Source organism: Pseudomonas sp. Je.1.5.c, from assembly GCF_051129895.1.
In the GTDB taxonomy this organism is placed as follows: Bacteria; Pseudomonadota; Gammaproteobacteria; order Pseudomonadales; family Pseudomonadaceae; genus Aquipseudomonas; species Aquipseudomonas urmiensis.
This window is the reverse complement of record NZ_JBCPSP010000033.1, coordinates 15,881-37,393: the sequence shown is the minus strand read 5'-3', so window position 1 is coordinate 37,393 and position 21,513 is coordinate 15,881. Positions and strand designations below refer to the sequence as shown.

Sequence of the window (21,513 nt, the reverse complement as noted above, 5' to 3'; positions counted from 1 at the left end):
ACCCTGTGGGAGCTTGCCCGCGAAGAGGCCGGTGCAAGCGCCATCAAACCGTCGGCCAGCGCCGGAAGATCAACGAGGTATTCACCCCACCAAAGGCAAAATTGTTGTTCATCACGTACTCATTGCTCATCACCCGCATGCCGCCACGCAAGTAGTCGAGCTCGCCACAGCGCGGGTCGATGTTGTCGAGGTTGAGGGTGGGCACGTACGTGTCGCGATTCATCATCTCGATGCTGAACCACGACTCCAGCGCACCACAGGCGCCCAGGGTATGGCCGAGGAAGCTCTTCTGCGAGCTGATCGGCATCCGCGGCCCAAACAGTTCGCTGGTAGCCAGGGTCTCGGCGATATCGCCCTGTTCAGTGGCCGTGCCATGGCCGTTGACGTAGCCAATCGCCTCGGGCGCCAACCCGGCATCCTCCAGCGCCAGCTCCATGGCGCGGCGCATGGTGGTCTGTTCAGGACGCGTGATGTGCTGGCCGTCGGCATTGCTGCCAAAACCAACGATCTCGGCATGAATGCGCGCGCCACGGGCCAGCGCATGCTCCAGCTCCTCCAGCACCAGCATGCCGCCACCCTCACCCACTACCAGCCCGTCGCGGGCGCTGTCGTAAGGGCGCGGGCTCAGCTGAGGGGTGTCGTTCATCAGGCTGGTCGCATACAGGGCATCGAACACCATGGCCTCGGTCGGGCACAGCTCTTCGGCGCCACCGGCGAGCATCATCGGCAGGCGACCGAATTTTATCGCCTCGTAGGCATAGCCGACCCCTTGGCTGCCACTGGTGCAGGCGCTGGAGGTGGGGATCAGCCGGCCGGTGAGGCCAAAGAAGATGCTGATGTTGGCCGCAGTGGTGTGCGGCATCATGCGCACGTAGGAGTTGGCATTGAGGCCATCGGCCCTGGCGTTGAGCAGCATGTTGCCGAATGCCTTGATCTCGTCGGTGCTGCCAGCAGAGGAGCCGCACGCCACGCCCATGCGGCCATCGCGGATGCTCGGGTCGTCGAGCAGGCCGGCATCGGCCAGCGCTCGTTCTGCAGCCGCTACCGCCAGGCGGGCGACCCGGCCCATGCTGCGCAGTTGCTTGCGGGTCCAGTGCGCGGGCACTGCGAAGTCGTCGATGGGCCCGCCCAGGCGGGTATTGAGGTCTTCGAAAACGTCCCATTCGTGCATGCGGCGAATGCCACTGCGGTTGCTCACAAAATGCCTGGAGAGGGTTTCCCAGTCATTGCCCAGGGCAGTGATGCCGGCCATGCCGGTGACCACGACACGGCGCATCAGCACAACCCTCCGTTGACCGCGATGACCTGGCGGGTGATGTAGGCCGCTTCACTGGACATCAGGAAGTTGACCGTACCGGCGACCTCTTCCGGGGTGCCCATGCGCTGGGCCGGAATCATCTTGAGCAACTCCTCGACCGGCACGTGCTCGTCGAGCATGGCCGTGTCGATCAGCCCTGGGGCGACGCAGTTGACCGTGATCCGGCGCTTGCCCAGTTCGATCGCCAGGGCCTTGGCCGCACCGATCAGGCCGGCCTTGGAGGCGCTGTAGTTGACCTGGCCGCGATTGCCGATCAGCCCGGAAACCGAGGTGATGCAGACGATCCGCCCCGGCGCACGGCGGCGGATCATCGGCATCATCAAGGGGTGCAGGACGTTGTAGAAACCATCCAGATTGGTCCGCATGACCTGGTCCCAATCGTCCTCGCTCAGGGCCGGGAAGGCGCCATCGCGAGTCAGCCCGGCGTTGCACACCACGCCGTAGTAAGCGCCATGCGCTTCGACATCCTCATTGAGGATGGCAGCGCAGGCAGCCCGATCGGCGATATCGAATTGCAGGATGCGTGCCTGGCGCCCCAGCGCGCGGACCTGTTCGGCAACCGCCTCGGCCTCGCTGCGGCCACTGCGACAATGCAGGACCAGATCGTAGCCGGCGCGGGCCAGGCGCAGGGCGATCGCGCGGCCAATGCCGCGGCTGGAGCCGGTGACCAGGATGGTGTCAGTCATGCGGGTGTTCCTCGGGTGCCGGCTCGGCCAGGTACTGGCTTGCCTGGGGCGGGCGATAGACATTCAGGCGGGCGCTGGCTTGGATGCCGTCGCCGCGCAGGTGGCATTCGAACACACCCATGCCGTTGTCGTCTTCCAACGAGCGCAGGGCATGGATACGCAGTTGGGCGCCGACGGGGAAGTGTTCGACAGTGCACTCGAACTTGCGCGTGCCGAGCAGAAAGCCCATTTCCACCGGCTGGCCCAGGCGCCGTGCGCGACAGCCGGCATAGGCCGCCACGCTCTGCGCCATCAGCTCCAGCGCCAGCCAGGCGGGCAGGCTGCCGTCGGCACGGTTGAATTGGCCGCCGGCACGGACCGTTGCGTGGGTGTGGATCTGCTCCTCGTCACAACTGTCGATGCCATCGATGAGGATCATGTCACCGGCGTGTGGCAGCAGGTCGGCCAGGGGCCAGGTGGTCATGGTGCATCTCCGAGAATCAGGCTGACATTGTTGCCGCCGAAGGCGAACGAATTGCTCATCAACCGGCGCGGGCCGTGCAGGGCCAGGCGCTGGCTGCCATCGACCAGATTGAGCGCGGGCAGTTGTGGGTCGGCCTGGCCATCCCACACATGCGGCGGCAGCAGGCCGAGTGGGTTGTGCTCGCTCAGGCTCAGCCAGCAGAAGGCTGCTTCCAGGGCGCCGGCGGCGCCGAGGGTATGGCCGGTCATCGGCTTGCTCGATGAGCAAGGCAGCTGGGCGCCGAACAGGTTGTGCACGGCCCGGCATTCCATGGCGTCGTTGTGCTCGGTGGCGGTGCCGTGCAGGTTCAGGTAATCGATCTGCGCGGGCTTGAGACGGGCATTGTCCAGCGCTTTGCCCATGGCCTGCAAGGCGCCCTTGCCGCTCGGTTCGGGGGCGGAAATGTGGTGCGCGTCTGAGCTGGCGCCTGCTCCGAGCAGGGCAATGCCTGGACCTTCGCGGGTCATCAGGAACAGCGCCGCGCCTTCGCCGATATTGATCCCAGCGCGGTTGACCGACAATGGGTTGCAGCGCTGTGAGCTGACGGCCTCCAGGGCGTTGAAGCCATTGACGGTCAGGCCACACAGGCTGTCGACGCCGCCGCACAGCACCGCATCGCACAGGCCCAAATCGAGCAGTCGGCGTGCGCTCAACAGGGCGCGGCCACTGGAGGTGCAGGCGGTCGAGATGACATAAGCCGGGCCTTCGAGTTGCAGCCAAGCGGCCAGGAAGTTGGCCGGTGCGCTCAGTTCCTGCTGGTCATAGCGATAGTCCGCAGGGAAGTGCCCAGCGTCCAGGTAGTGGGCGATGCCGGCGCTGGCTTCGTCGATTCCCGAGGTGCTGGTGCCTAGCACCACACCGACCCGCTGTACGCCGTGGCGCTCGATGGCCTGGCGGATGACCGGCTCGATCTGCAGGGCAGCGGCATACAGCAGCTGATTGTTGCGGCTTTGCTGGCCTGCTAGGGGTAGCTGCGGCAACGGGCCGGCCACGGCGCCGACCGGCAGGCTGCGCTGCGGCACCCAGCCGTCCTGCGCTTGCATGCCTGAGCAGTCACCGGCGAACAGCTTGCGGGCGACTTCGGCCTGGCCCTGGCCAAGGGCGCAGACCAGGCCCAGGGCATTGAGGTAGGCGGTCATGGCGCAGTCTCATTGGGCAGAGGGCTGACGAGGTAACGCAGGCCCTGGCCGAGGTTCAAGGTGAAGTGGTCGGCCTGGCGATAGTCGACCTGCCAGCGCGTATCCAGCCAGCGCCGCTGCTCCTGCTGCCGGGCCTGTGGATAAAGCTGCAGCAGTTGCTGCTCGGGAGTTAGCGCGAACAGCACGGCGGCGAACAACTCGCGCGCAGCGGGGTTGGGCGGCAGCAGGCCATCGGCTTGCCAGTCCTGGCCATCGAGCAATTGCCGCGCCTGGGGGATGCCCATCAGGTCGAGCAGCGACCAGCGCAGGTGGCCATTTTCACGCTGCACCACCAACAACCAGTCCTGACGTTGCCCGGCTTGTTCGCGTTGCACGTGCAATTGCTGCGGCAGCGTCAGCTGGGGTAGGCGCTCCGGTAGCGGTGGCCGCGCAGCGCAGGCGCTCAGCAGCAGGGTCAGCAACAGCAGCAGGGGTTTCATGATTGCGCGGGTTCTCTATCACGGGCGGCGGCCCAAGGCGCCAGGACGAAACTGAAGGCCAGGCCCAGGCTCACTGCCAGACCAAAGTTGCTCACCGCCGGCGTGCTGGACAGTGCCAACAGGCCAAACGACAGCCAGGTGGTGAGCGCCGCCAACAAGGTGCCGAGCAGACTGACCGCAGCGCCGCCGATCCGTTCGTGCATGAGGATCGCGTAGTCGACACTGATCGCCGTTACCAGCAGCAGGCCGAACAGGCTGAACAGGGTCAGCGGTTGCCCCAGCCAGCCAAGGCTGGCCAGGCTGCACAGCGCGGCCAGCAGCGGCAGGGCTACCAGCCGTAGGGCGCCAGCCAAACCGAAGGGCACGACCAACAGCAATAGGATCAGCGCGCACGACAGCAGTTTCAACTCGGCGGCGCTGACTTGGGTAGCGGCGAACAACTGGTTCAGCTGACCGAGCCGATCCACCAGTTGCACCCCTGGCAGTTCATCGGTCTGCAAGCGCAGCAGCGCCGGATCATTGAGCCCTTGCAGGCTGACGATCGCCGCCACGCCATGACCATCCTTGCCCAGCCACAACGGTCGCCAAGCCTCGCCGAGCGGGCCAGCCAGGACGTGCTCGATCGAGCGATCGGGCAGGCTGCGCAGTTGTTCAAGCTCTGCGGCCAATGCATCTTGCGGCACGCCCAGCGCCAGCAACGGTTGCCAATGGGCAGGCAATTGCGCCAGCGCCTGGCGTAGCTGTTGCTGAGCGCCAGCGCTGGCGACCAGTTGGCTGAGGCTCATGTAGCCCTTGAGCTTGTCCAGTTCAGCCAGCTCGTCGAGCTTTGTACTCAACCCCTGCAAGCGTTCGAGCAGTTGGCCTTGGTCGGCGGCGCGGACCAGGTAGAACTGGCTGGTCGGCTGGTAACCGGTGATGCGTGCGACGGCCTGCGCCTCTTGCAGCAACTGCGGTGAGCTACCGACCCACTGGCGGATATCGTTACGGCTGTCCAGTTGCCACAGGCCTGCGGCGCAGAACAGCATCAAAAGGCCCAGCAACACGGCACTGGGGACTTTGCTCAGCAGGCGTTCACGTAGGTCGGTGAGGGCCTGGGCGATGCGCAGTGGCCAGTCTGCCGGGCGCAGCTCGACAGACTGTAGCAGTGCCGGTAGCAGGCACACTGCGCTGAGGTAGGCGCCGACTAGGCCCGCCGCCGAGAATGCAGCGATCTGGGTCAGTGCCGGGAACGGGGTGAACGCCAGGGCCAGGTAACCGATGCAGCTGGTGACCAGGCTCAGGCTCAGCCCCGGCAAGGTAAGCCGCAGCGCCGCCCAGCTGCGCCAAGGGCGCAGGCTCCAGCTCTTGGACAGGTAGTGCAGCGGATAGTCCACCGCCACCCCGATCAGGCTGGAACCCAGGACCAAGGTCATTACATGCATCTTGCCGAACAGCGCCACGCAGGCCACCGCGCCGAACAGCATGCCAACCAGCACCGGCACGAATGCCAGCAACACCCGCCAGCGGCGAAACGCCAGCAGCAACAGCAGAAGAATGCCCAGGGTGGCGCCACCGCCGACCCAGGTGATCTCCCGGCTGGCCTGGCGCTGACCATTGGCGGCGTGCAACAGGCCGCTGACCGCCATCAGTTGGGCCCCGCTCTGCTCGGCTTGGAGCCGGCTGGCGGCCAGCAGGTCGGCGACCTGCAACGGCAACTTCAGGTCGAAGGCATCGCCCTGGCTGCGCGCGCGCAGCAATACCCAGTGCTTGCCGTCAGCCTCGGCGATCAGCGCACCGCTGGCGGTGTCGAGCTGGACATTGGCGGGCTTCGGCTGGCTGGCCTGGATGCGTCCAGTCAGGCCTAGCCAATCGTCCTGGCTGGGGACCAGGCTAAAGCCGGTGAAGGGGTCGAACAGGCTTTGCACGCGTTGTTCGATAAAGGCATCGGGCTGTTCGACCAGCTGCCTGCGATCAGCGGCCGAAAGCATTGCCAGGCGGCCTTGCAGCAATTGTTCGCGCACTGCTTGCAGGTCGGTCTGCAAGCTCCACTGGACCTTTTCGAACAGGCCGCTGGCTTGCCACTGTTTGGCCAGGCGTTCGGCGAGCGCCACGGCGCGCTCGCGGTCCTGGTCGCCGACCAACACCAGCATCTCGCGGTTCAGCGGTGCCTGCATGCGTTGCTCGGCGCGCTGTACCAACGGATCCTGGGTGTCGCCCGGCACCAGCGCCATCAAGTCGCCCGACAGCGGCGCGCCACGCTGCCACTGCCAGCCGGCGACGGCGAGCACAGCAATCAGCAAGGCCAGGAACAGCCGTGGCAACAGACGTTCAATCGGCAAAATCGCTGCGCTCCGTATCGCTCAGGGCGGTGGCGCCGCTGCTGGCTGGCATGCGCAGCACGGTGCTGTCGCCTTGGCTTTCTTCAAGCTCGATGCGCTCGACGTACTGGCCGCCGGCGATGTCGATACGGCGGAAGATCTGCTTGAGCAACAGCGAGCGAGGGTTCAGCTGCAGTTGCCAGTGCTCGGCGGTGCCTTGCAAGTTCAGCTCGAAGTCGCGTTGCAGGCCGCTGCTGTCGCCTTGCAGGACAGCGAAAAACAGACGGTTCTGCTCGGCGCCGGCGCTACGGCTGGGCAGGGTTTGCCAGCCGGATGGATCACGCCGGGCAATGCCGCTGGCGGTGATGCGGTAGTCCTGGCGCAGCGGTGTTTGCAACAGCCAGAGCAGGCCGTGGTCGCGGGCCAGGACGAATTGGCCGCGGCTGACCAGGGGCTGGGGGAGGGCGCGCAGGTGTTTTTCCTGGATGAAGGGGCCTTTGACTACGGCGGGTTCGCTTAGCTGCTTTTGCAGGTCTTCGAGGGTGAAGGCTAAGGTTAGTGGGCTGGTGAGCAGCAGGGCTAACGTGGTGAGGGCGCGTAACGCCAGCGCCATGGAGTGGTTTTGAGGGTTTGGGGTCGCCTTGCGACCCTTCGCGGGCAAGCCCGCTCCCACAGGGCTTTGCAGTGTTTTGATGGCCTGCAACGCAGGCCCAGTGGCACATTTCATGACAGCACCTTCTGCACCGCGTCCAGCATCACCTGCGGTGAGGCCAGTTGCATTTCGCCGCTGTCGATGTGCACCGCAACCTGCACTGTGCTGGCGCGGGTCATGCGCTCGCCGCTTGCGGCATCGCTGATCAGGTAATTGATCTTCAGTCGGCTTTCCCATTCCACCAGGCTGGCGCGCACGTTCAGGCGCTGGCCGAACGTGGCGCCACGGATGTAGCGCAGCTGCAAGTCGATCACCGGCCACATGTAGCCGCTGGCGTGCATCTGCCGATAGTCGTGCTCGAGCTTGTCGAGCAAGGCACAGCGGGCGACTTCCAGGTACTTGACGTAGTGCCCGTGCCAGACGATGTGCATGCTGTCGACATCGAAGAACGGCACGACGATCTCAGTATCGACGTGGAACACGCCGGGGCTACGCATGCAGCCTCCAGTGTCGTTCGGCGATACGGCTCAGGCACAGGCGCAGTTCTCGCTCCAATGCGCGGTCTTCGATGACGGGGGCGAAGTCTTCCAGCAATGCGCCATGCATCTCGGCCAGCGCTGGCGGCAGTGGTCGCTCACCCGCCTGGCGGCGACGCAGCCAGACGCCCTGATTGGCTGCCAGCAGGGTTGCCGCAGCGACCTGCTCGGTCAGCTCAAGAACGCGCAAGGCATCGCGTGCGGCGATGGTGCCCATGCTTACCTTGTCCTGGTTGTGGCATTCGGTGGAGCGGGAAAACACGCTGGCGGGCATGGTCTGCTTGAGCGCCTCGGCGGTCCAGGCGCTGGCGCCGATCTGCACTGCCTTGAAGCCATGGTTGAGCATCGCACGGCCTGCTTCTGCACCGGACAGATTGCTCGGCAGGCCATGGTTGTAGCGCTCGTCGACCAGCAGCGCGAGCTGGCGGTCGAGCAGGTCGGCGACGTTGGCCACCAGGGTCTTCAGGCTGTCCATGGCGAAGGCGATATGCCCGCCATAGAAATGCCCGCCATGCAGAACTCGCTCGGCGTCGCCGTCGATGATCGGGTTATCGTTGGCGCTATTGAGCTCGGTTTCGATAAAACTGCGCAACCAGCCCAGGCTGTCGGCCAGCACCCCCAGTACATGGGGTGCGCAGCGCAGCGAGTAGCGGTCTTGCAGGCGCTGCAGCGGGGCTGCTGGGGCGTCGATGGCCAGATCCTGGCGCAGCCAGGCGGCGACCTGGGTCTGGCCGGGGTGCGGTTTGGCGGCGAACAGGCGCTCGTCGAAATGCTCAGGGTTGCCTTGCAACGCGATCACGTTGAGTGCGGTAATCCGGGTGGCCAGCTTGAGCAGGTAGTCGGCGCGGCCAAAGGCCAGGCAGGCCAGGCCGGTCATCACGGCGGTGCCGTTCATCAATGCCAGGGCTTCCTTGGGGCGCAGCACCAGCGGTTGCCAGCCGAGTTCACGATGTACCTCGGCGCTGCTGCGCTTTTCACCGCGGTACAGCACCTCGCGTTCGCCAGACAGGGTCGCCGCTACGTATGACAGCGGGGTCAGGTCGCCGCTGGCGCCCACCGAGCCCTCTTCCGGGATCAGCGGCAGGATGTCGTGTTCGAGGAACGCGCGCAGCCGTTCCAGCAACTCCAGGCGCACCCCCGACATCCCATGGCTCAGCGAGCGCAGCCGCGCTGCCAGTACCGCGCGGGTGGCCGCAGGCTCGAGCAGCTTGCCCAGGCCGCAGCCGTGGAAGGTGTACAGGTGGATCGGCAGGGCTTCGACGTGCTCCGGCGGTACTGCCACCACGCACGAGTCGCCATAGCCGGTGGTGACGCCGTAGATCACCCCTTCCTTGTCCAGCAGGGTGTCGAGAAAACGCGCGCCGCGAGCGATCCGCTCACGATAGGCGGGGTCCTCTTCCAGGCGTGCGGCTGCTTGGCGCTGGCTCAGGGCCAGGACATCCTCGATGGCGAGCGGCGCCTCGCCGAAGGTTACAGACTCATGCGTCGTCATCGGTCTTTCCAGAAGGGGTAGAAGTTGAACCATTGGGTGGGCGCCTGCTGGCAATAATGGCCCAGTCGCGCAGCGTAGCGCGCGGCCCATTCGCCGATCACCTGTTCGCGGTTGTCGCGCCGCCAGTGCAGGCGCTCGGCGAACGGCTCCAGAGTGATCCGATAGCGGCCTTCGCGCTTGAGGCAGAACAGCAGGTTGACCGGGCAACCCAACAACCCTGCCAGCAACCAGGGGCCTTGGGGAAATGCGGCCGGATGGCCGAGGAAATCCACCTCGACCGTACGCGCGCCATGCAGGGGCACGCGGTCGCCAGCAATCGCCAGCCATTCGCCGCGTTCCAGGCGTTCGGACAGCTGCAGCATGATCGCCGGGTCCAGCTCGCTGACCTGGATCAGCCGCAGGTGGCTGGCCCCGGCTTCGCCCAGCAAGCGATTGAAGCGTTCGGCATGGCGGGTGTGCACCAGCACGTTCATGGTCACCTGCTCGCCCAACTCGGCCAAGGCCCGGCAGACTTCCAGGTTGCCCAGGTGCGCGCCGACCAGCATTTGCCCGCGGCTGCCACGCAGTTGCTGGCGCAGGCCGGCAGGGTCGTCGATTTCGATATCTTGCAGGCGCAGCTTGCCGTTCCAGGCGTCGAGCTTGTCCAGCAGGGAATCGGCGAAGGCCATGAACTGGCGGAACACCTGCCAATGGCTGGGCGCTGGCGTGGCTGTGCCGCTGTACGCAGCCAGCCGTTGTTGATACTGCCAGGCGCTGCGCCGGGCACGGCGGCCGAACAGGAAAAAGTACAGCACGATGGCGTGGATCAGCGGGCTGAGCAGGCGCCGGCCAAGCAGGCGCACCAGCCCGGCGGTCAGCTTCATCAACCAGAAACTGCCGCGTTCGCGTTGCTCGGCCCAGTGCCGTGATGGGCTGTTCATCGTCGCCACCGGCGCCAGAGGATCAGTGGCGCGCGCAGCAGCATGCCGAAGAACAAGCGCGCGTGCATGCGCGAAATCAGCGCGTTGTCGTGCACCAGGCGAAAGTGCGAGACGCCGTCCTGCGGGTAATGCACACGGGTTGGCAGCCAGCGCATCGGTTGCTCGCGCCAAGCCAGGCGCACGAGAATTTCCGTGTCGAAATCCATTCGCAGGCCCAGTTGCACCGAGTCGATCAGGGCCAGGGTCGCTGGCAGCGGGTAAACCCGAAAACCGCACATCGAATCAGGGATCGCCAGCGACAGGCTGTTGATCCACACCCATACGTGAGTCAGGTAGCGGGCATACAGGCGGCCCTTGGGCACACTGGCGTCGTACTGTGGATAACCGCAGATCAGCGCCTGTGGATGGGCCTGCGACTGGTCCAGGAAGGTGGCGATATCAGCCAGGTCGTGCTGGCCATCGGCGTCCACTTGCAGGGCGTGGCTAAAACCCAGCCGCGCCGCCTCGCGCAAACCGGCCATCACCGCGCCGCCCTTGCCCTGGTTGCTGCTCAGGGTGACCAGGAACACCTGCGGCTCGCCAGCCAGCTGGCGTAGCACTTCGGCGCAAGGCGGATGGCTGGCGTCGTCCACCAGCACGCAGGGTAAGCCCGCCCGCCGCAATTCAGCGACCACGGCAGGCACCGCCCGTTCGTGGTTGTACACCGGGATCACCGCGCAAGGCTTATGCACAGGCGGCCTCCAACACAATGCGGCCGCTGGAGCAGGGTTGCCCTGCGCGGCTGAAGGCGAAGTACAGCTTGCTGCGTTGCGGGTCGAAGCGCAGGCTCAGTTCGAGCTCGTCTGCGGGGCGCACCAGTTGCTGGAACTTGAGCACTTCCATGCCGGCGAAACGCAGCCCTGGCGGCACCAGTGCGGCGCCGAGGGTAATGGCCCAGTCGATCTGTACCACGCCCGGCAGGATCGGCGTGCTCGGGAAATGGCCGGTGAAGCAGGGCAGGTCCGCAGGCACCCACAGGCGCAGCAGAGCGCCCTCTTCCAGCCGCTCAAGCACCTGGGGATCATTCGCCCGTGGCGCTTTGAGCAGGGCCTGGACCTGCGCCTCGGCTAGTTTGCCTTGGGCGTTCATCGGCAATTGCCGTAGCAGTCGCCAGCGCCGCGGCAGGGCCAGCGCCTCGCAATACTGGGCCAGGTGCTGGCGCAGGCTGTCGAGCAAGGTCCGCCGGCCCTGGTTGCGCAAGGCGTGCACGCCGGCTGGGCTAAGTACCAACAAGGCGCCCAGCGAGGCACGGCCTTCCTCGATCACGCCCAGGCGCGCTTCGCTGACCCAGGCGTGGCGGCACAGCGCCTGTTCGAGCATGGGCAGGGCGATACGTTTTTCTTCCAGCTTGACGATGCGGTCGAGGCGGCCGAGCAGGCGCAAGCGGCCATCACTGAACAGTTCGGCAGCATCGGCACTTTGTTCGATATGGCCAGGCGGCAAGTAGGGCGAGGCGATGCGCAGGGCGCCCTGTTCATCCACAGCAAGTTGCACGCCTGCGAAGGGTTGCCACAGGTCGCCGCCCTCTCGCCAGGCGATGCCGCCGGTTTCCGAGCTGCCGAGGATCTCCACGGGCCATTGGCCAAGCCGCTGCTGCAGACGTGCACTTGCCTCGGCCGGCAGCTCGCCCCCTGATGAGAACACTTTGCGCACCTGGCTCAATGCTGGCCAATCGAGGTTATCGCCCATGCGCTTGAGCAGCGCCGGGCTGGCCACCCAGGCAAAGCTTGGCAGTTCGAGGCTGGCCCGCTGCAGATCTTCGGGGAAGGGCATTGGCTGGCGCAGGAAACCCCGGCCGGCACAGAGAGGCCAAAGCACGCGGAACAACAGGCCGTAGATATGCTGGGTGGCCACGCTGCCGATGATCCAGGCATCGCCAAGGGCCGCGCCCCACAGCTGCTCCAGGGCGGCGACTTCATTGGCCAGCTGGCGCAGGCGCTTGTCGATCAGCTTGGCTTGGCCGCTGGAACCTGAGGTGCACAGGCCAATCCGGCACTTATCGAGATCCAGCTCGGCGGGCGACAGCGGTTCGTCCTGTAGGTCGGCGATGCTGAGGTCACCGGGCTGGTCACTTATCCACAGGTCGACCTGATCGTCCCAGCGTGCGCGGGTCTGCGCTTGCAGGTCGGCCGGTAGCAAGACCTGCACGCCGGCGCGCCAGGCACCGAGCAACGCGATGGCCAGCTCGGCAGCGTCTTGCAGGTGCACCGCCAGGCGCTGGATACCTTTCGCTTGCAGGCCACCGGCCAGGCGCAGGGCCTGTTCACACAGCTCGGCATGCGTCAGGGCGGGCGCCTGCGTGACCAAGCGCGGCCCGTCCACGGGGCGCAACAGCTGCTCGGGGTTGATCCAGTTCATGCGCGTCCTCGCACCTGTTGTCGTGTCAGCCATTCACCGGCAAACAGCAGGCCCATGGCGATATAGGCAATCAGGCCGTTGTACAGGGTCCACCAGCTCAGCGGCGCCCAGAGGGTGAGAGCCGCAGCGGTCCCGCCGTTGAGCACAAAGAAGCCACACCACACTTGGGTCACTCGGCGGGTGTAGCTGAGCGCCGCTTCAGGCAGCTGCGGTTCGCGCAAACGGGCCAAGCGCTCAACCAGCGGCGGGCCGTATTTCAGGCTCGAACCGAACAGCACCAGCATGAAGGCGTTGACCAGCACCGGATACCAACGCAGCAGTTGGCTGCTGTCGGAAAGCGCGAGCACGGCGCAGAACGTCAGCGCTGCTGCCGCCATCCACAGGTTGCCGGGGCGGCGCGGTGCGCTGACGCTGCGGGCCAGCCACAGGCCGCCGAGCAGCACGGCGAACTGCCAGGGCGCGAAATGGCCGAGACCGAAATGCACGGCAAACGGATACAGCACGCCGGCCAGCACCAGGCCCAGGCCGACCAGGCGTTTCATGCCGCAGTGTTGACCAGGCGGAATACGGCTTCGACCACATCGCCCACGGTGCGCACGCTCTTGAAGTCTTCGGCGCTGATCTTCTTGCCGGTCTGGCGCTTGATATGGTCGATCAGGTCGATGGCATCGATGCTGTCGATTTCCAGGTCCTGGTACAGGTTGGAGTCCAGGGTGATGCTGGCAGGGTTGGTTTCGAACAGCTCGACCAAGGCGTCGCGCAGGATATTGAAGATGTCTTCACGGTTTTGCATGGGGCGGTCTCAGGCGGCCTGACGGGCAGTGACGAACGCCGCCAGGCTGGCGACGTTGCTGAAATGGCTACGGGTGTCCTTGGCATCGGCGTCGATCTTGATGCCGAAGTGCTTCTGCAGGGCCAGGCCGAGTTCGAGCGCGTCCACCGAATCCAGGCCCAGGCCTTCGCCGAACAGGGGCTGTTGGTCGTCGATGTCCTGCACGGTGATGTCTTCAAGGCCCAGGGCATCGATGATCAACTGCTTGATATCACGGTTCAGGTGTTGCTGTGGATCGCTCATCTTCGGCGAGCTCCTTGATGAAATAGTGATGCAGATAGTCGTTGAGCCGGCGCGAGGCCATGGGCGCCGGGCCCAGGGCTGCGAAAGCCGCCGGGTCGATGTCGCCGCCGACCTTCAGGCGCACGTGCACGCGGCGCCGGGCGATGCGGTACCACGGCTCGTTCTTGGTCAGCGTGGTGGGGCTGACGCTGATGGTCACAGGCGTGATGATCTTCGCACCGCGCAGGGCGATTGCGGCGGCGCCACGATGAAAGGCCGGTGGTTTGCCGGGTTCGGTGCGGGTGCCTTCCGGGAAGATGATCAGTGGCTGGCCCTGGTGCAGCGCATCGACTGCGGCATCGAACATCTGCATGCTGCCATCGTTACCCAGGTACTGCGCCTCGCGGACCGGGCCACGGGTGAACGGGTTGGCGAACAAGCTTTGCTTGACCACGCAGTTGGCGTTGCGCACCAGACCGATAAGAAACACCACATCGATCAGCGACGGATGGTTGGCAATGATCATCTGCCCAGGGCGCCCCAGGCGCTCGGCGCCGATGATCTCATAAGTCAGCACGCCGCTGGCACGCATGAAGCGGATGAAGCGCCAGAACAGCCAGCCGATGGTGCGCCTGGCGCGTTGTTGATGGCGCTCGGCATCACCTGGCAGGCAGGCGAGCAAGGGAAACACCAGCAGCCGCAGGCACAGGCCACCGACGCCGAACAGCAAGAAGCTCAGGGCGGTCGCCAGCAGGCGCCAATAGTAGGCGTCGCGAGGCGTGTTCATGGCTGTCGTTGCCAGGTCCATGAGCGCTGCTTTCCTGGGTGAGTGAGGCGGGTTTGCTCGCTGAGCAGGGCGCGTAGCCAGCTCAGTGCATGCGGCAGCGGCGCAGGGCCTGGTGCTGCTTGCCCTGAGACCGCTTGGCCGAGGGTCAGTTGCCACTGCGTGCCGGGGGTTAGCAGCAGGGCCACGGCGTAGGCGCAGGGCACATCGTCGATCCACGGCCGGTAAGCGACTGGCGGCTGCTCTTCGGCGACGATCAGCAGGACCGCCGGCGCCCCCTCATGGAGCAGGCCAGCGGCTTCGATCACGCCTTGCTCGAAACCGTCGCCGGCCGCCGCCAGGGCGGTCATTTCGCTGGTTTCGCCGCGCAGGATCGACCACAAGCCGATCACCGCGTTGTGCACCGACAAACTGAACTGGGTGGGTGATAACGGCTGGCGCTCGGCCAGCTCGCTGAGCAGGGCGAAGGTGCGCGGGGTTTCGCCGTGACGCGAGACATACACCAGCGGCAGGGCCTCGATACCTTCGGCCAGTGGCCAGCCAACCGCAAACGCCATGCGCGCCAGATAGCTCAGGCGCCGCCGTTGCATGGCCGGCAAGAACCCTACGTCTGGCGCTTGGCCGTCATCTGCAGGCAGATCGGCGCCATCGGCCCAGGCCTGCCAATCGGCAGGCGTCTGCAGGCCTGGAGCCCAAGCGCGCCATTGGCTGATGTCGAAGGTGATCACGATGTGTCTGTTTCCCGCCCTGTGGAGACGCGTTCGCCATTGAAATGAGCGCCACAACGGCCTGACAGGGGATTGGCATTCGCCGACTGGCGCGCATTATCCCGGTGCTGCCGAGCTGTAGCAAATGCTTAGACCGTGGCCAGCGGAAAAATCACGAGGTTAGCGATACATGACTTTGCTGGCGAGCCAGATGCGTCTGATAACAGTGCCTGGACAAGGTATCGGTTGTTGTAGGAGAAGGTTGAGCAACGGTACTGGTCAAGCCCGGCCGCTGCACACATACTCGGGCATTCGTTGATACACGGAGGTCTCTCATGCGGCGCGTGGTATTCAATCAGAAAGGTGGTGTGGGCAAGTCGAGCATCGCCTGCAACCTGGCGGCGGTGAGCGCCAATGAGGGCTATCGGACCCTGCTGATCGACCTGGATGCCCAGGCCAACTCGACCCAATACCTGACCGGGCTGACCGGTGAGGACATCCCCATGGGTATCGCCGACTTTTTCAAGCAGAGCCTGTCCAGCGGGCCGTTTGCCAAGAAGAACAAGGTCGATATCTACGAGACACCGTTCGACAACCTCCACGTGGTCACCGCGACCCCGGAGCTGGCCGACCTGCAGCCCAAGCTTGAGGCCAAGCACAAGATCAACAAGCTGCGCAAACTGCTCGATGATCTGGATGAGGATTACGAGCGCATCTACATCGATACCCCGCCTGCGCTGAATTTTTACGCAGTTTCCGCGTTGATCGCCGCCGATCGAGTGCTGATTCCGTTCGATTGCGACAGCTTCTCGCGCCAGGCGCTGTATGGCCTGCTGGCTGAGATCGAAGAGCTCAAGGATGACCACAACGAAGACTTGGTGGTTGAAGGCATTGTCGTCAACCAGTTCCAGTCACGCGCCACTCTGCCGCAACAGATGCTCGACGAGCTGCTGGAAGAGGGATTGCCGGTGTTGCCGGTGTACCTGAGCAGCTCGGTGAAGATGCGCGAATCGCACCACGCCAGTTTGCCGCTGATCCATCTGGAGCCCCGGCACAAGCTGACTCAGCAGTTTGTCGAGTTGCACTCGCTGCTCGAAGAAAACGCCTAGACCCCTTGACTACGCAGCCACTCCAGCAATGACTGGAGTGGCAAGGCGCCCGCTTGGCGGCTGATTTCGCGGCCATTGTTGAATAGGATCAGGCTGGGAATCGAGCGGATGCCCAGTTGCCCGGCGAGGTTGCGATTGGCCTCGCTGTCGAGCTTGGCCAGGCGGCAGCGGCCGCTGAGTTGGTTGGCAGCCTGTTCAAAGATCGGTGCGAAGGATTTGCATGGGCCGCACCAGTCGGCCCACACGTCCAGCAGGAGCGGCAGGTCGCCTTTGATCTGGCTGGCGTAGCTGCTTTCGCTGAGGTCGAAGGGTTTGTTCAGGAGTACGTTCTGTTTGCAACGGCCGCATTTGGGGGCGTCGTTCAGGCGTGCGGCGGGCAGGCGGTTGAGGCCGTTGCAGTGCGGGCAGGGGATCAGTAATGGTTCTGACATAGAAACTCCTGGGTGTTTTGGGGCCGCTTTGCGCCCCCGAAAGTGGTCAGTTTACGATGAGCAACTGATCTCCAGATGCTTACCCCACTCTGGCGGCCGTTCAGCATAGGCCTGCATCCCGGGTTGTTCTTCGAAGGGGTTGCTTAGCACCTGATGCAACCGCCGCACTTCACTGTAATCGCCGCCCTCAGCCGCTTCGATGGCTTTCTGCGCCAGGTAATTGCGCAGCACATACAGCGGATTCACCGCATGCATCCGCTCACGCCGCCCTTCGGCATTGCCAGGCTCCCGCTCGCATCGGGCCAGATAGTCTGCGCCCCAGGCATCGAACCCGGCGAGGTCGATGAAATCATCACGCACCACCTTCAGTGCCTCAGCCATCGGCTGCTCGCCAAGCCGGCGGAAGAACAGCGTGTAGTCGACGCCGCCGCTTTGCATGCGTTGCAGCAAGCGCTCGACCAGCGCCAGGTCGTCGTCCTCGGCGCTGGTCAAACCCAGGCGGCGGCGCATCAGGTCCAGGTAATGCGCCTGGTACAGCGGCAGGAACAGCCCAAGCGCTTGTTTGAGCGCCTCGACCTCGATGTAGGGCGTCAGGGCCTGGGCCAGGGCGCTGAGGTTCCAGTGGGCGATTGGCACCTGGTTGGAGTAGCTGTAGCGGCCACGGTCATCGGAGTGGTTGCAGATGAAGTTGGCGTCGAAGTCGTCGAGGAAGGCGAACGGGCCGAAGTCGAAGGTGATACCCAGAATCGACATGTTGTCGGTGTTCATCACCCCGTGGCAGAAGCCATAGGCTTGCCAGCGGGCAATCAGCTCGGCATTGCGCTCGACGATGCTGCGGAACATGGCCAGGTACGGCTGCTCGGCCTCGCGGCATTCGCGGTAATGCTGTTCCAGCACATGATCGATCAGCAGCTGTTGCTGTTCTGGCTGACGGGTGTAGTAGAAATACTCGAAGTGGCCGAAACGGACATGGCTTTGAGCAACGCGCAGGAGCATCGCCGCGCTTTCGCGGGTTTCGCGCCAGACCGGCGTGCTGGAGCCGACTACGCACAGGGCACGGCTGCTGGGGATACCCAAGGCGTGCAGGGCTTCGGAGCCAAGGAACTCGCGGATCGACGAGCGTAGCACCGCGCGGCCATCGCCCATGCGTGAGTAAGGGGTCTGGCCGGCGCCCTTGAGGTGCAGGTCCCAGTGCTCGCCAGCATCGTTGACCACTTCGCCGAGCAGCAGGCCGCGGCCGTCGCCCAGGCGTGGGTTGTAGGAGCCGAACTGGTGGCCCGAATAGACCATCGCCCGTGGGTCGGCGTCTTGCCATGACTTGTGCCCGCTGAACAGCTCGGCGAACAGCGCCAGCTCGGCTTGCGCGGGGTCGAGGTCGAGCAGGGCCATGGCTGAGTGGCTGGCGACGACCAGCCGTGGGTCGGCGATCGGGTCGGGCAAGACCTGGGTGGAGAACGCATCGCCCAGGCGAGCGAAGCGGTTGTCGAAGGTCAGTTGGTCGAGGGCTTTCAAGGGCCGGCTCCTGGTTGGAGAATTGGCGGCCGCGGTGCGGCCCTTCGCAGGCAAGCCCGTGCCTACAGGGATTGTGCTGCTCCTGTGGGAGCGGGCTTGCCTGCGAACGAGGGCGTAGCCCTCGACGCAATTCTGCGGTTCACGCCCTTTGGAGTCCAGTTACACCGGCCGAGTGCCCTGCGGCGCAGTGCCATCGCCACCCTCGACAGCAATCAACTTCTGCTTCTGCCCCTGGGTATCCATCAGGAACACCTCGACCTGACGTACCGAAATCTTGATGTTGTGCGCCTTGAACTCGCGGTTGATGTAGCGGTTGATCTCATCCAGGGTCGGGTTGCGGTCGCCTAGATCGCGCACGTGCATGCGCAGCTCGTGATCGAGCGAGCTTTCGCCGAAGTTGAGGAAGTATACCAGCGGCTCCGGATCCTTGAGCACCCGCGGGTTCTCATGGGCGCCCTTGAGCAGCAGGTCGCGCACCAGGTCCAGGTCCGAACCGTAGTCGATGCCCAGCTTCAAGGTCACCCGGGTGACCGTGTCGGTCAGCGACCAGTTGATCAGCTGGCCGGTGATAAAGGTCTTGTTGGGGACGATGATGTCCTTGCGGTCGAAGTCGGTGATGGTGGTGGCGCGGATGCGGATCTTGCTCACCGTGCCGGACAGGTTGCCGATGGTGATGGTGTCGCCGATGCGCACCGGGCGTTCGAACAGGATCATGATGCCGGAGATGAAATTGGCGAAGATCTCCTGCATGCCAAAGCCCAGACCCACCGATAGCGCGGCGACCAGCCATTGCAACTTGTCCCAGCTCACCCCGAGGGTCGACAGGGTACTGACGAAGCCCACCCCGGCAATCACATACGACAGCAACGTGGTGGTGGCGTAGGCGCTGCCCTGGGCCAGGTTCAAGCGCGACAGCACCAACACTTCCAGCAAGCCAGGCAAGTTGCCCGCCAGGGCGAAGGTGATACCGACGATCACCAGCGCGCCAAGCAGATCGCCGAGACTGATCGGCACCATGCTGGCGGCGGCGCCGGTGCCGCTGGTGTACTCATAGAGGGTGAAGTTGTTGAGGTAGGCGAACACCGTGATCAGGTCCGACCAGACCCAGTACAGGCCGCCAATGAAACCGCCAAGCAGGGCCAGGCGAATCAGGCGCAGCGACTGCTGGTTGACCTGCTCGATGTCCAGCGTCGGCTCTTCGGCGATGACCTCGCCATCGAGCCCCTCCTTGGTCGCCTGGCGCTTGCTCAGCGCGCGTTGGTAGGCCAGGCGGCGAGCGGCCACCGACAGACCCCGGACGAAGGCGGCCTCGATCACCAGCCAGAACAGCAGCAGGTAGAGGGTGTAGATCAGCCGGTCGGTGAGTTTCAGCGCGGTGTAGTAGTAGCCAAAGCACACGGCCACGAACAGCGCGATCGGCAGGGCCGTGAAGGCCACCCCGACTGCTTTGCGGAACAGCGAAGTATCGCGGTGCGCCGGGCTGCTGAGCAGCAGTCGGCTGAGCAGCCAGGCCATCAGCGCGTAGCAGGTCAGCACCACGCCGATCCCCAGGACGTCGTCGGCCAACGCCGAGGGCTGGTGCTCAGCCACCGCCACCACGCCGACCAATGCCAGCACCACGGTACCCAGGCGGCGCACCCAGCCGCGCAGGAACTCGACTTGCGGCTTGTGCCAGCGGAAGTGGATTTCCGCCACGCCGCCCGGGGCAAGGATGCGGTAGGCGGTGTAGAACACCAACCAAGCCTGGGCCAGTTGCCAAAGGGCCGCGCCGAGGTTGGCGTTCTGCCCACGCGCGTCGATCTGTAGTGCGTAGCTGCCCAGGGCCAGGGCAATGCTGACTGGCAGTGCCAGGAGAATGTTGATCAGGATGGCTTGGGGCGTATGCCACTGGCTATCGCGCTTGAAGTGGCCGATGTCCTGGTGAACCTTGCCCAGCCGCTGGTACAGGTACTTGCGGCGCCACAGCAGCCCGCCGATGACCAGGAACAGCGGCAGGAACAGCAGCGGCCGTTGGATCAGGCCGTCAGTCAGCTCCTTGATCCCCGAACCCCACGGCAGGTTGGCGACCTGGTCGACGAAGCGTTGCGGCACGCTGCGCAGCCATTCCCAATCCAGCGGCTTGTTGCTGGGGATCCAGAACATCTGCTCTTCCAGGGTGGTGCGCAGGCCCTGGGCAGTGCTCAGCAACTGCTTCTGGTTGAGCTGCAGGGTGATCGACTCGTTAAGCAGGGCGGACAGTTCGCGGTTCAGCCGCTCAAGCAGGTCGCTGCGGGTGATCGCCACTTCCAGCAGTGCTTTGCGCAGTTGTGGGGTGACATCCTGCTCGGGCTGGGTGGCCAACAGGCGGTCGACGTAACCCACCGGGTTGCTCATCTGCTCGCGCTGCTGGTTGATCTCGAACTGGTACAGGCGGATGTCGGCGATCTGGTCGGCCAGGTCGCGGTCGAGCTTCAGGTGCGGCAGGGTCTGCTTCTGCTTGTAGAGGATCTTGGACAACAGCAGGCTGCCCTTGAGCACGTTGATCTGCTCGTCCAGGGCCTGGTCGGCCTGGGTCAGACTATCGAGCTGCTGCTTGGTCTTGAGGTTCTGCTGGGTCAGCTCGTTGAGGCGGTCGGTGCTTTTGAGCAGGTAGTCGGAGAGCTTGAGGTTGGCAGCGCTCTCAGTGGCCAACAGGCTGCTGCCGCCGGCTTTCTGCGCTTCGATCGACTGCTGGGTGACGGTTTGCTGCGACTGGGCCAGGCGCTTGTCATTGATCAGCGTCTGCAGGTCCTGGATTTCTTGTTCCAGACGCGCTGCGCGTTCGATCAAGAGGTCGTGCTGGGCGTTGCCCAGGTCTTGTAGCAGGCCATTGCCGGCCAGTTCCTGGCGACGCAGCAGGGTCACGGCGTTGAGCGAGGCCAGTTCGGCATTGAGCTGGTTGCGCTGGTCGGCGGACAGGGTCTTGCCGTTGTCCTTGCCGGACTTGAGGCTGCTGTTGATCTGTTGGGCGCGAGTCTGGTTGTTGCTGATCTCGCGTTGGGCGCGCTCGGGGCGGGTCTGCGAGTTGATGATCAGGCTGTTGGCTTCGGACAGCGCTTTTTGCAGCTCGCCCTGAAGGGTGCTGCGTTCGCTGAGCAGCTGTTCCAACTGCGGCACGCTGAGGCTGGCGTAGCGTTGGGCAACCGGTACGGTCTTGCTGGTCTTGAGCTTGATCAGTTCGCGCTGGCTTTCGCTGGTCAGGCGCGGGGCGTCGGCCAGCTGTTGCTTGAGCGCGGCGAGCTTCTTCTCGCTGTCTTCCTTGCTGCCGAGCAGGCTCAAGGTGTCTTCGAGGACCTGCTGCAGAGCCTTCTGCTCGGCCTCCGGAAGCTTGCGATCGGCAATCTTGTCGAGGCTGTTCTGGATGCTGGCGGTGGTTGGAGCCTCGGCCGCGCTGACGGCGAACGAGAGGGACAAGCACAGCCCGAGCAGGGCTGCGCGGAGATACACGCGCAGGGACATAGGCAGAGTCTTGTGCAGGGT

21 protein-coding genes are annotated in these 21,513 nt (G+C 64.7%); 1 reads left to right on the top strand and 20 read right to left on the bottom strand.

What is annotated here, in order from left to right:
• Positions 1-43: 43 nt before the first annotated feature.
• The 17 genes from AAZU54_RS20530 to AAZU54_RS20450 all read right to left on the bottom strand — a co-directional run bounded on the left by AAZU54_RS20530 (position 44) and on the right by AAZU54_RS20450 (position 14,984).
• Complete coding sequence (locus AAZU54_RS20530; RefSeq protein WP_186556580.1) at positions 44-1,276, bottom strand: beta-ketoacyl-ACP synthase; 1,233 nt, start codon at positions 1,274-1,276, stop codon at positions 44-46.
• Entirely contained in the window at positions 1,276-2,004 is a 729-nt protein-coding gene (gene fabG / locus AAZU54_RS20525; protein WP_186556581.1) for a 3-oxoacyl-ACP reductase FabG, read from the bottom strand. The genes AAZU54_RS20530 and fabG overlap by 1 nt, the downstream gene beginning before the upstream one ends.
• The gene (locus AAZU54_RS20520) at positions 1,997-2,467 is read right to left on the bottom strand and encodes an ApeP family dehydratase (RefSeq protein ID WP_186556582.1); all 471 of its coding nucleotides are present in this window, start codon (positions 2,465-2,467) and stop codon (positions 1,997-1,999) included. The genes fabG and AAZU54_RS20520 overlap by 8 nt, the downstream gene beginning before the upstream one ends.
• Positions 2,464-3,645: a beta-ketoacyl-[acyl-carrier-protein] synthase family protein gene (locus tag AAZU54_RS20515; RefSeq protein WP_186556583.1), complete on the bottom strand. Its 1,182-nt coding sequence runs from the start codon at positions 3,643-3,645 to the stop codon at positions 2,464-2,466. Before AAZU54_RS20515 ends, AAZU54_RS20520 begins: the two co-directional genes overlap by 4 nt.
• Positions 3,642-4,124 (bottom strand): hypothetical protein, encoded by a 483-nt coding sequence (locus tag AAZU54_RS20510; protein WP_189661932.1) that lies wholly within the window; start codon positions 4,122-4,124, stop codon positions 3,642-3,644. Before AAZU54_RS20510 ends, AAZU54_RS20515 begins: the two co-directional genes overlap by 4 nt.
• Positions 4,121-6,442, bottom strand: a complete 2,322-nt coding sequence (locus AAZU54_RS20505; RefSeq protein ID WP_434727589.1) for an MMPL family transporter — start codon at positions 6,440-6,442, stop codon at positions 4,121-4,123. The genes AAZU54_RS20510 and AAZU54_RS20505 overlap by 4 nt, the downstream gene beginning before the upstream one ends.
• A complete protein-coding gene (locus AAZU54_RS20500) occupies positions 6,432-7,034 on the bottom strand; it encodes an outer membrane lipoprotein carrier protein LolA (protein WP_312156574.1) in 603 nt (200 codons plus the stop codon). Before AAZU54_RS20500 ends, AAZU54_RS20505 begins: the two co-directional genes overlap by 11 nt.
• A 110-nt stretch (positions 7,035-7,144) precedes the next feature.
• Positions 7,145-7,570: an acyl-CoA thioesterase gene (locus tag AAZU54_RS20495; protein ID WP_186556586.1), complete on the bottom strand. Its 426-nt coding sequence runs from the start codon at positions 7,568-7,570 to the stop codon at positions 7,145-7,147.
• A complete protein-coding gene (locus AAZU54_RS20490; RefSeq protein WP_434727588.1) occupies positions 7,563-9,101 on the bottom strand; it encodes an HAL/PAL/TAL family ammonia-lyase in 1,539 nt (512 codons plus the stop codon). Before AAZU54_RS20490 ends, AAZU54_RS20495 begins: the two co-directional genes overlap by 8 nt.
• Complete coding sequence (locus tag AAZU54_RS20485; RefSeq protein WP_405129225.1) at positions 9,098-10,021, bottom strand: glycosyl transferase; 924 nt, start codon at positions 10,019-10,021, stop codon at positions 9,098-9,100. Before AAZU54_RS20485 ends, AAZU54_RS20490 begins: the two co-directional genes overlap by 4 nt.
• The gene (locus tag AAZU54_RS20480) at positions 10,018-10,752 is read right to left on the bottom strand and encodes a glycosyltransferase family 2 protein (RefSeq protein ID WP_312155956.1); all 735 of its coding nucleotides are present in this window, start codon (positions 10,750-10,752) and stop codon (positions 10,018-10,020) included. Before AAZU54_RS20480 ends, AAZU54_RS20485 begins: the two co-directional genes overlap by 4 nt.
• Positions 10,745-12,418, bottom strand: a complete 1,674-nt coding sequence (locus AAZU54_RS20475; RefSeq protein ID WP_434727587.1) for an AMP-binding protein — start codon at positions 12,416-12,418, stop codon at positions 10,745-10,747. Before AAZU54_RS20475 ends, AAZU54_RS20480 begins: the two co-directional genes overlap by 8 nt.
• Entirely contained in the window at positions 12,415-12,960 is a 546-nt protein-coding gene (locus tag AAZU54_RS20470; protein ID WP_434727586.1) for a hypothetical protein, read from the bottom strand. The genes AAZU54_RS20475 and AAZU54_RS20470 overlap by 4 nt, the downstream gene beginning before the upstream one ends.
• A complete protein-coding gene (locus tag AAZU54_RS20465; RefSeq protein WP_186556592.1) occupies positions 12,957-13,211 on the bottom strand; it encodes an acyl carrier protein in 255 nt (84 codons plus the stop codon). Before AAZU54_RS20465 ends, AAZU54_RS20470 begins: the two co-directional genes overlap by 4 nt.
• Positions 13,212-13,220: 9 nt before the next feature.
• Positions 13,221-13,493 (bottom strand): phosphopantetheine-binding protein, encoded by a 273-nt coding sequence (locus AAZU54_RS20460; protein ID WP_186556593.1) that lies wholly within the window; start codon positions 13,491-13,493, stop codon positions 13,221-13,223.
• Positions 13,462-14,280, bottom strand: coding sequence for a lysophospholipid acyltransferase family protein (locus tag AAZU54_RS20455; RefSeq protein ID WP_186556594.1), 819 nt, complete (start codon positions 14,278-14,280; stop codon positions 13,462-13,464). Before AAZU54_RS20455 ends, AAZU54_RS20460 begins: the two co-directional genes overlap by 32 nt.
• Positions 14,256-14,984: a beta-ketoacyl synthase chain length factor gene (locus AAZU54_RS20450; RefSeq protein ID WP_405129223.1), complete on the bottom strand. Its 729-nt coding sequence runs from the start codon at positions 14,982-14,984 to the stop codon at positions 14,256-14,258. The genes AAZU54_RS20455 and AAZU54_RS20450 overlap by 25 nt, the downstream gene beginning before the upstream one ends.
• A 314-nt stretch (positions 14,985-15,298) precedes the next feature.
• On the opposite strand from AAZU54_RS20450, the gene AAZU54_RS20445 reads away from it, so the two are divergent.
• Complete coding sequence (locus AAZU54_RS20445; RefSeq protein WP_186556596.1) at positions 15,299-16,072, top strand: ParA family protein; 774 nt, start codon at positions 15,299-15,301, stop codon at positions 16,070-16,072.
• Here AAZU54_RS20445 and trxC read toward each other — a convergent pair.
• From trxC to mscK, 3 genes are all read right to left on the bottom strand, one after another.
• Complete coding sequence (gene trxC, locus AAZU54_RS20440) at positions 16,069-16,503, bottom strand: thioredoxin TrxC (protein WP_312151458.1); 435 nt, start codon at positions 16,501-16,503, stop codon at positions 16,069-16,071. The genes AAZU54_RS20445 and trxC overlap by 4 nt on opposite strands.
• A gap of 51 nt (positions 16,504-16,554) precedes the next feature.
• Positions 16,555-18,015, bottom strand: coding sequence for a protein adenylyltransferase SelO (gene selO, locus AAZU54_RS20435; protein ID WP_434727585.1), 1,461 nt, complete (start codon positions 18,013-18,015; stop codon positions 16,555-16,557).
• Positions 18,016-18,174: 159 nt separating this feature from the next.
• Entirely contained in the window at positions 18,175-21,492 is a 3,318-nt protein-coding gene (gene mscK / locus AAZU54_RS20430) for a mechanosensitive channel MscK (RefSeq protein ID WP_434727584.1), read from the bottom strand.
• Between the last annotated feature and the right edge of the window lie 21 nt (positions 21,493-21,513).

What these genes read in the sequence shown, in the direction of transcription:
- AAZU54_RS20460 (WP_186556593.1), bottom strand. Translation starts at nt 13,493, where the DNA reads ATGAGCGATCCACAGCAACACCTGAACCGTGATATCAAGCAGTTGATC.
- AAZU54_RS20515 (WP_186556583.1), bottom strand. Translation starts at nt 3,645, where the DNA reads ATGACCGCCTACCTCAATGCCCTGGGCCTGGTCTGCGCCCTTGGCCAG.
- trxC (WP_312151458.1), bottom strand. Translation starts at nt 16,503, where the DNA reads ATGTCAGAACCATTACTGATCCCCTGCCCGCACTGCAACGGCCTCAAC.
- AAZU54_RS20520 (WP_186556582.1), bottom strand. Translation starts at nt 2,467, where the DNA reads ATGACCACCTGGCCCCTGGCCGACCTGCTGCCACACGCCGGTGACATG.
- AAZU54_RS20485 (WP_405129225.1), bottom strand. Translation starts at nt 10,021, where the DNA reads ATGAACAGCCCATCACGGCACTGGGCCGAGCAACGCGAACGCGGCAGT.
- AAZU54_RS20475 (WP_434727587.1), bottom strand. Translation starts at nt 12,418, where the DNA reads ATGAACTGGATCAACCCCGAGCAGCTGTTGCGCCCCGTGGACGGGCCG.
- AAZU54_RS20465 (WP_186556592.1), bottom strand. Translation starts at nt 13,211, where the DNA reads ATGCAAAACCGTGAAGACATCTTCAATATCCTGCGCGACGCCTTGGTC.
- AAZU54_RS20500 (WP_312156574.1), bottom strand. Translation starts at nt 7,034, where the DNA reads ATGGCGCTGGCGTTACGCGCCCTCACCACGTTAGCCCTGCTGCTCACC.
- AAZU54_RS20495 (WP_186556586.1), bottom strand. Translation starts at nt 7,570, where the DNA reads ATGCGTAGCCCCGGCGTGTTCCACGTCGATACTGAGATCGTCGTGCCG.
- fabG (WP_186556581.1), bottom strand. Translation starts at nt 2,004, where the DNA reads ATGACTGACACCATCCTGGTCACCGGCTCCAGCCGCGGCATTGGCCGC.
- AAZU54_RS20530 (WP_186556580.1), bottom strand. Translation starts at nt 1,276, where the DNA reads ATGCGCCGTGTCGTGGTCACCGGCATGGCCGGCATCACTGCCCTGGGC.
- AAZU54_RS20445 (WP_186556596.1), top strand. Translation starts at nt 15,299, where the DNA reads ATGCGGCGCGTGGTATTCAATCAGAAAGGTGGTGTGGGCAAGTCGAGC.
- mscK (WP_434727584.1), bottom strand. Translation starts at nt 21,492, where the DNA reads ATGTCCCTGCGCGTGTATCTCCGCGCAGCCCTGCTCGGGCTGTGCTTG.
- AAZU54_RS20455 (WP_186556594.1), bottom strand. Translation starts at nt 14,280, where the DNA reads ATGGACCTGGCAACGACAGCCATGAACACGCCTCGCGACGCCTACTAT.
- AAZU54_RS20510 (WP_189661932.1), bottom strand. Translation starts at nt 4,124, where the DNA reads ATGAAACCCCTGCTGCTGTTGCTGACCCTGCTGCTGAGCGCCTGCGCT.
- AAZU54_RS20490 (WP_434727588.1), bottom strand. Translation starts at nt 9,101, where the DNA reads ATGACGACGCATGAGTCTGTAACCTTCGGCGAGGCGCCGCTCGCCATC.
- AAZU54_RS20470 (WP_434727586.1), bottom strand. Translation starts at nt 12,960, where the DNA reads ATGAAACGCCTGGTCGGCCTGGGCCTGGTGCTGGCCGGCGTGCTGTAT.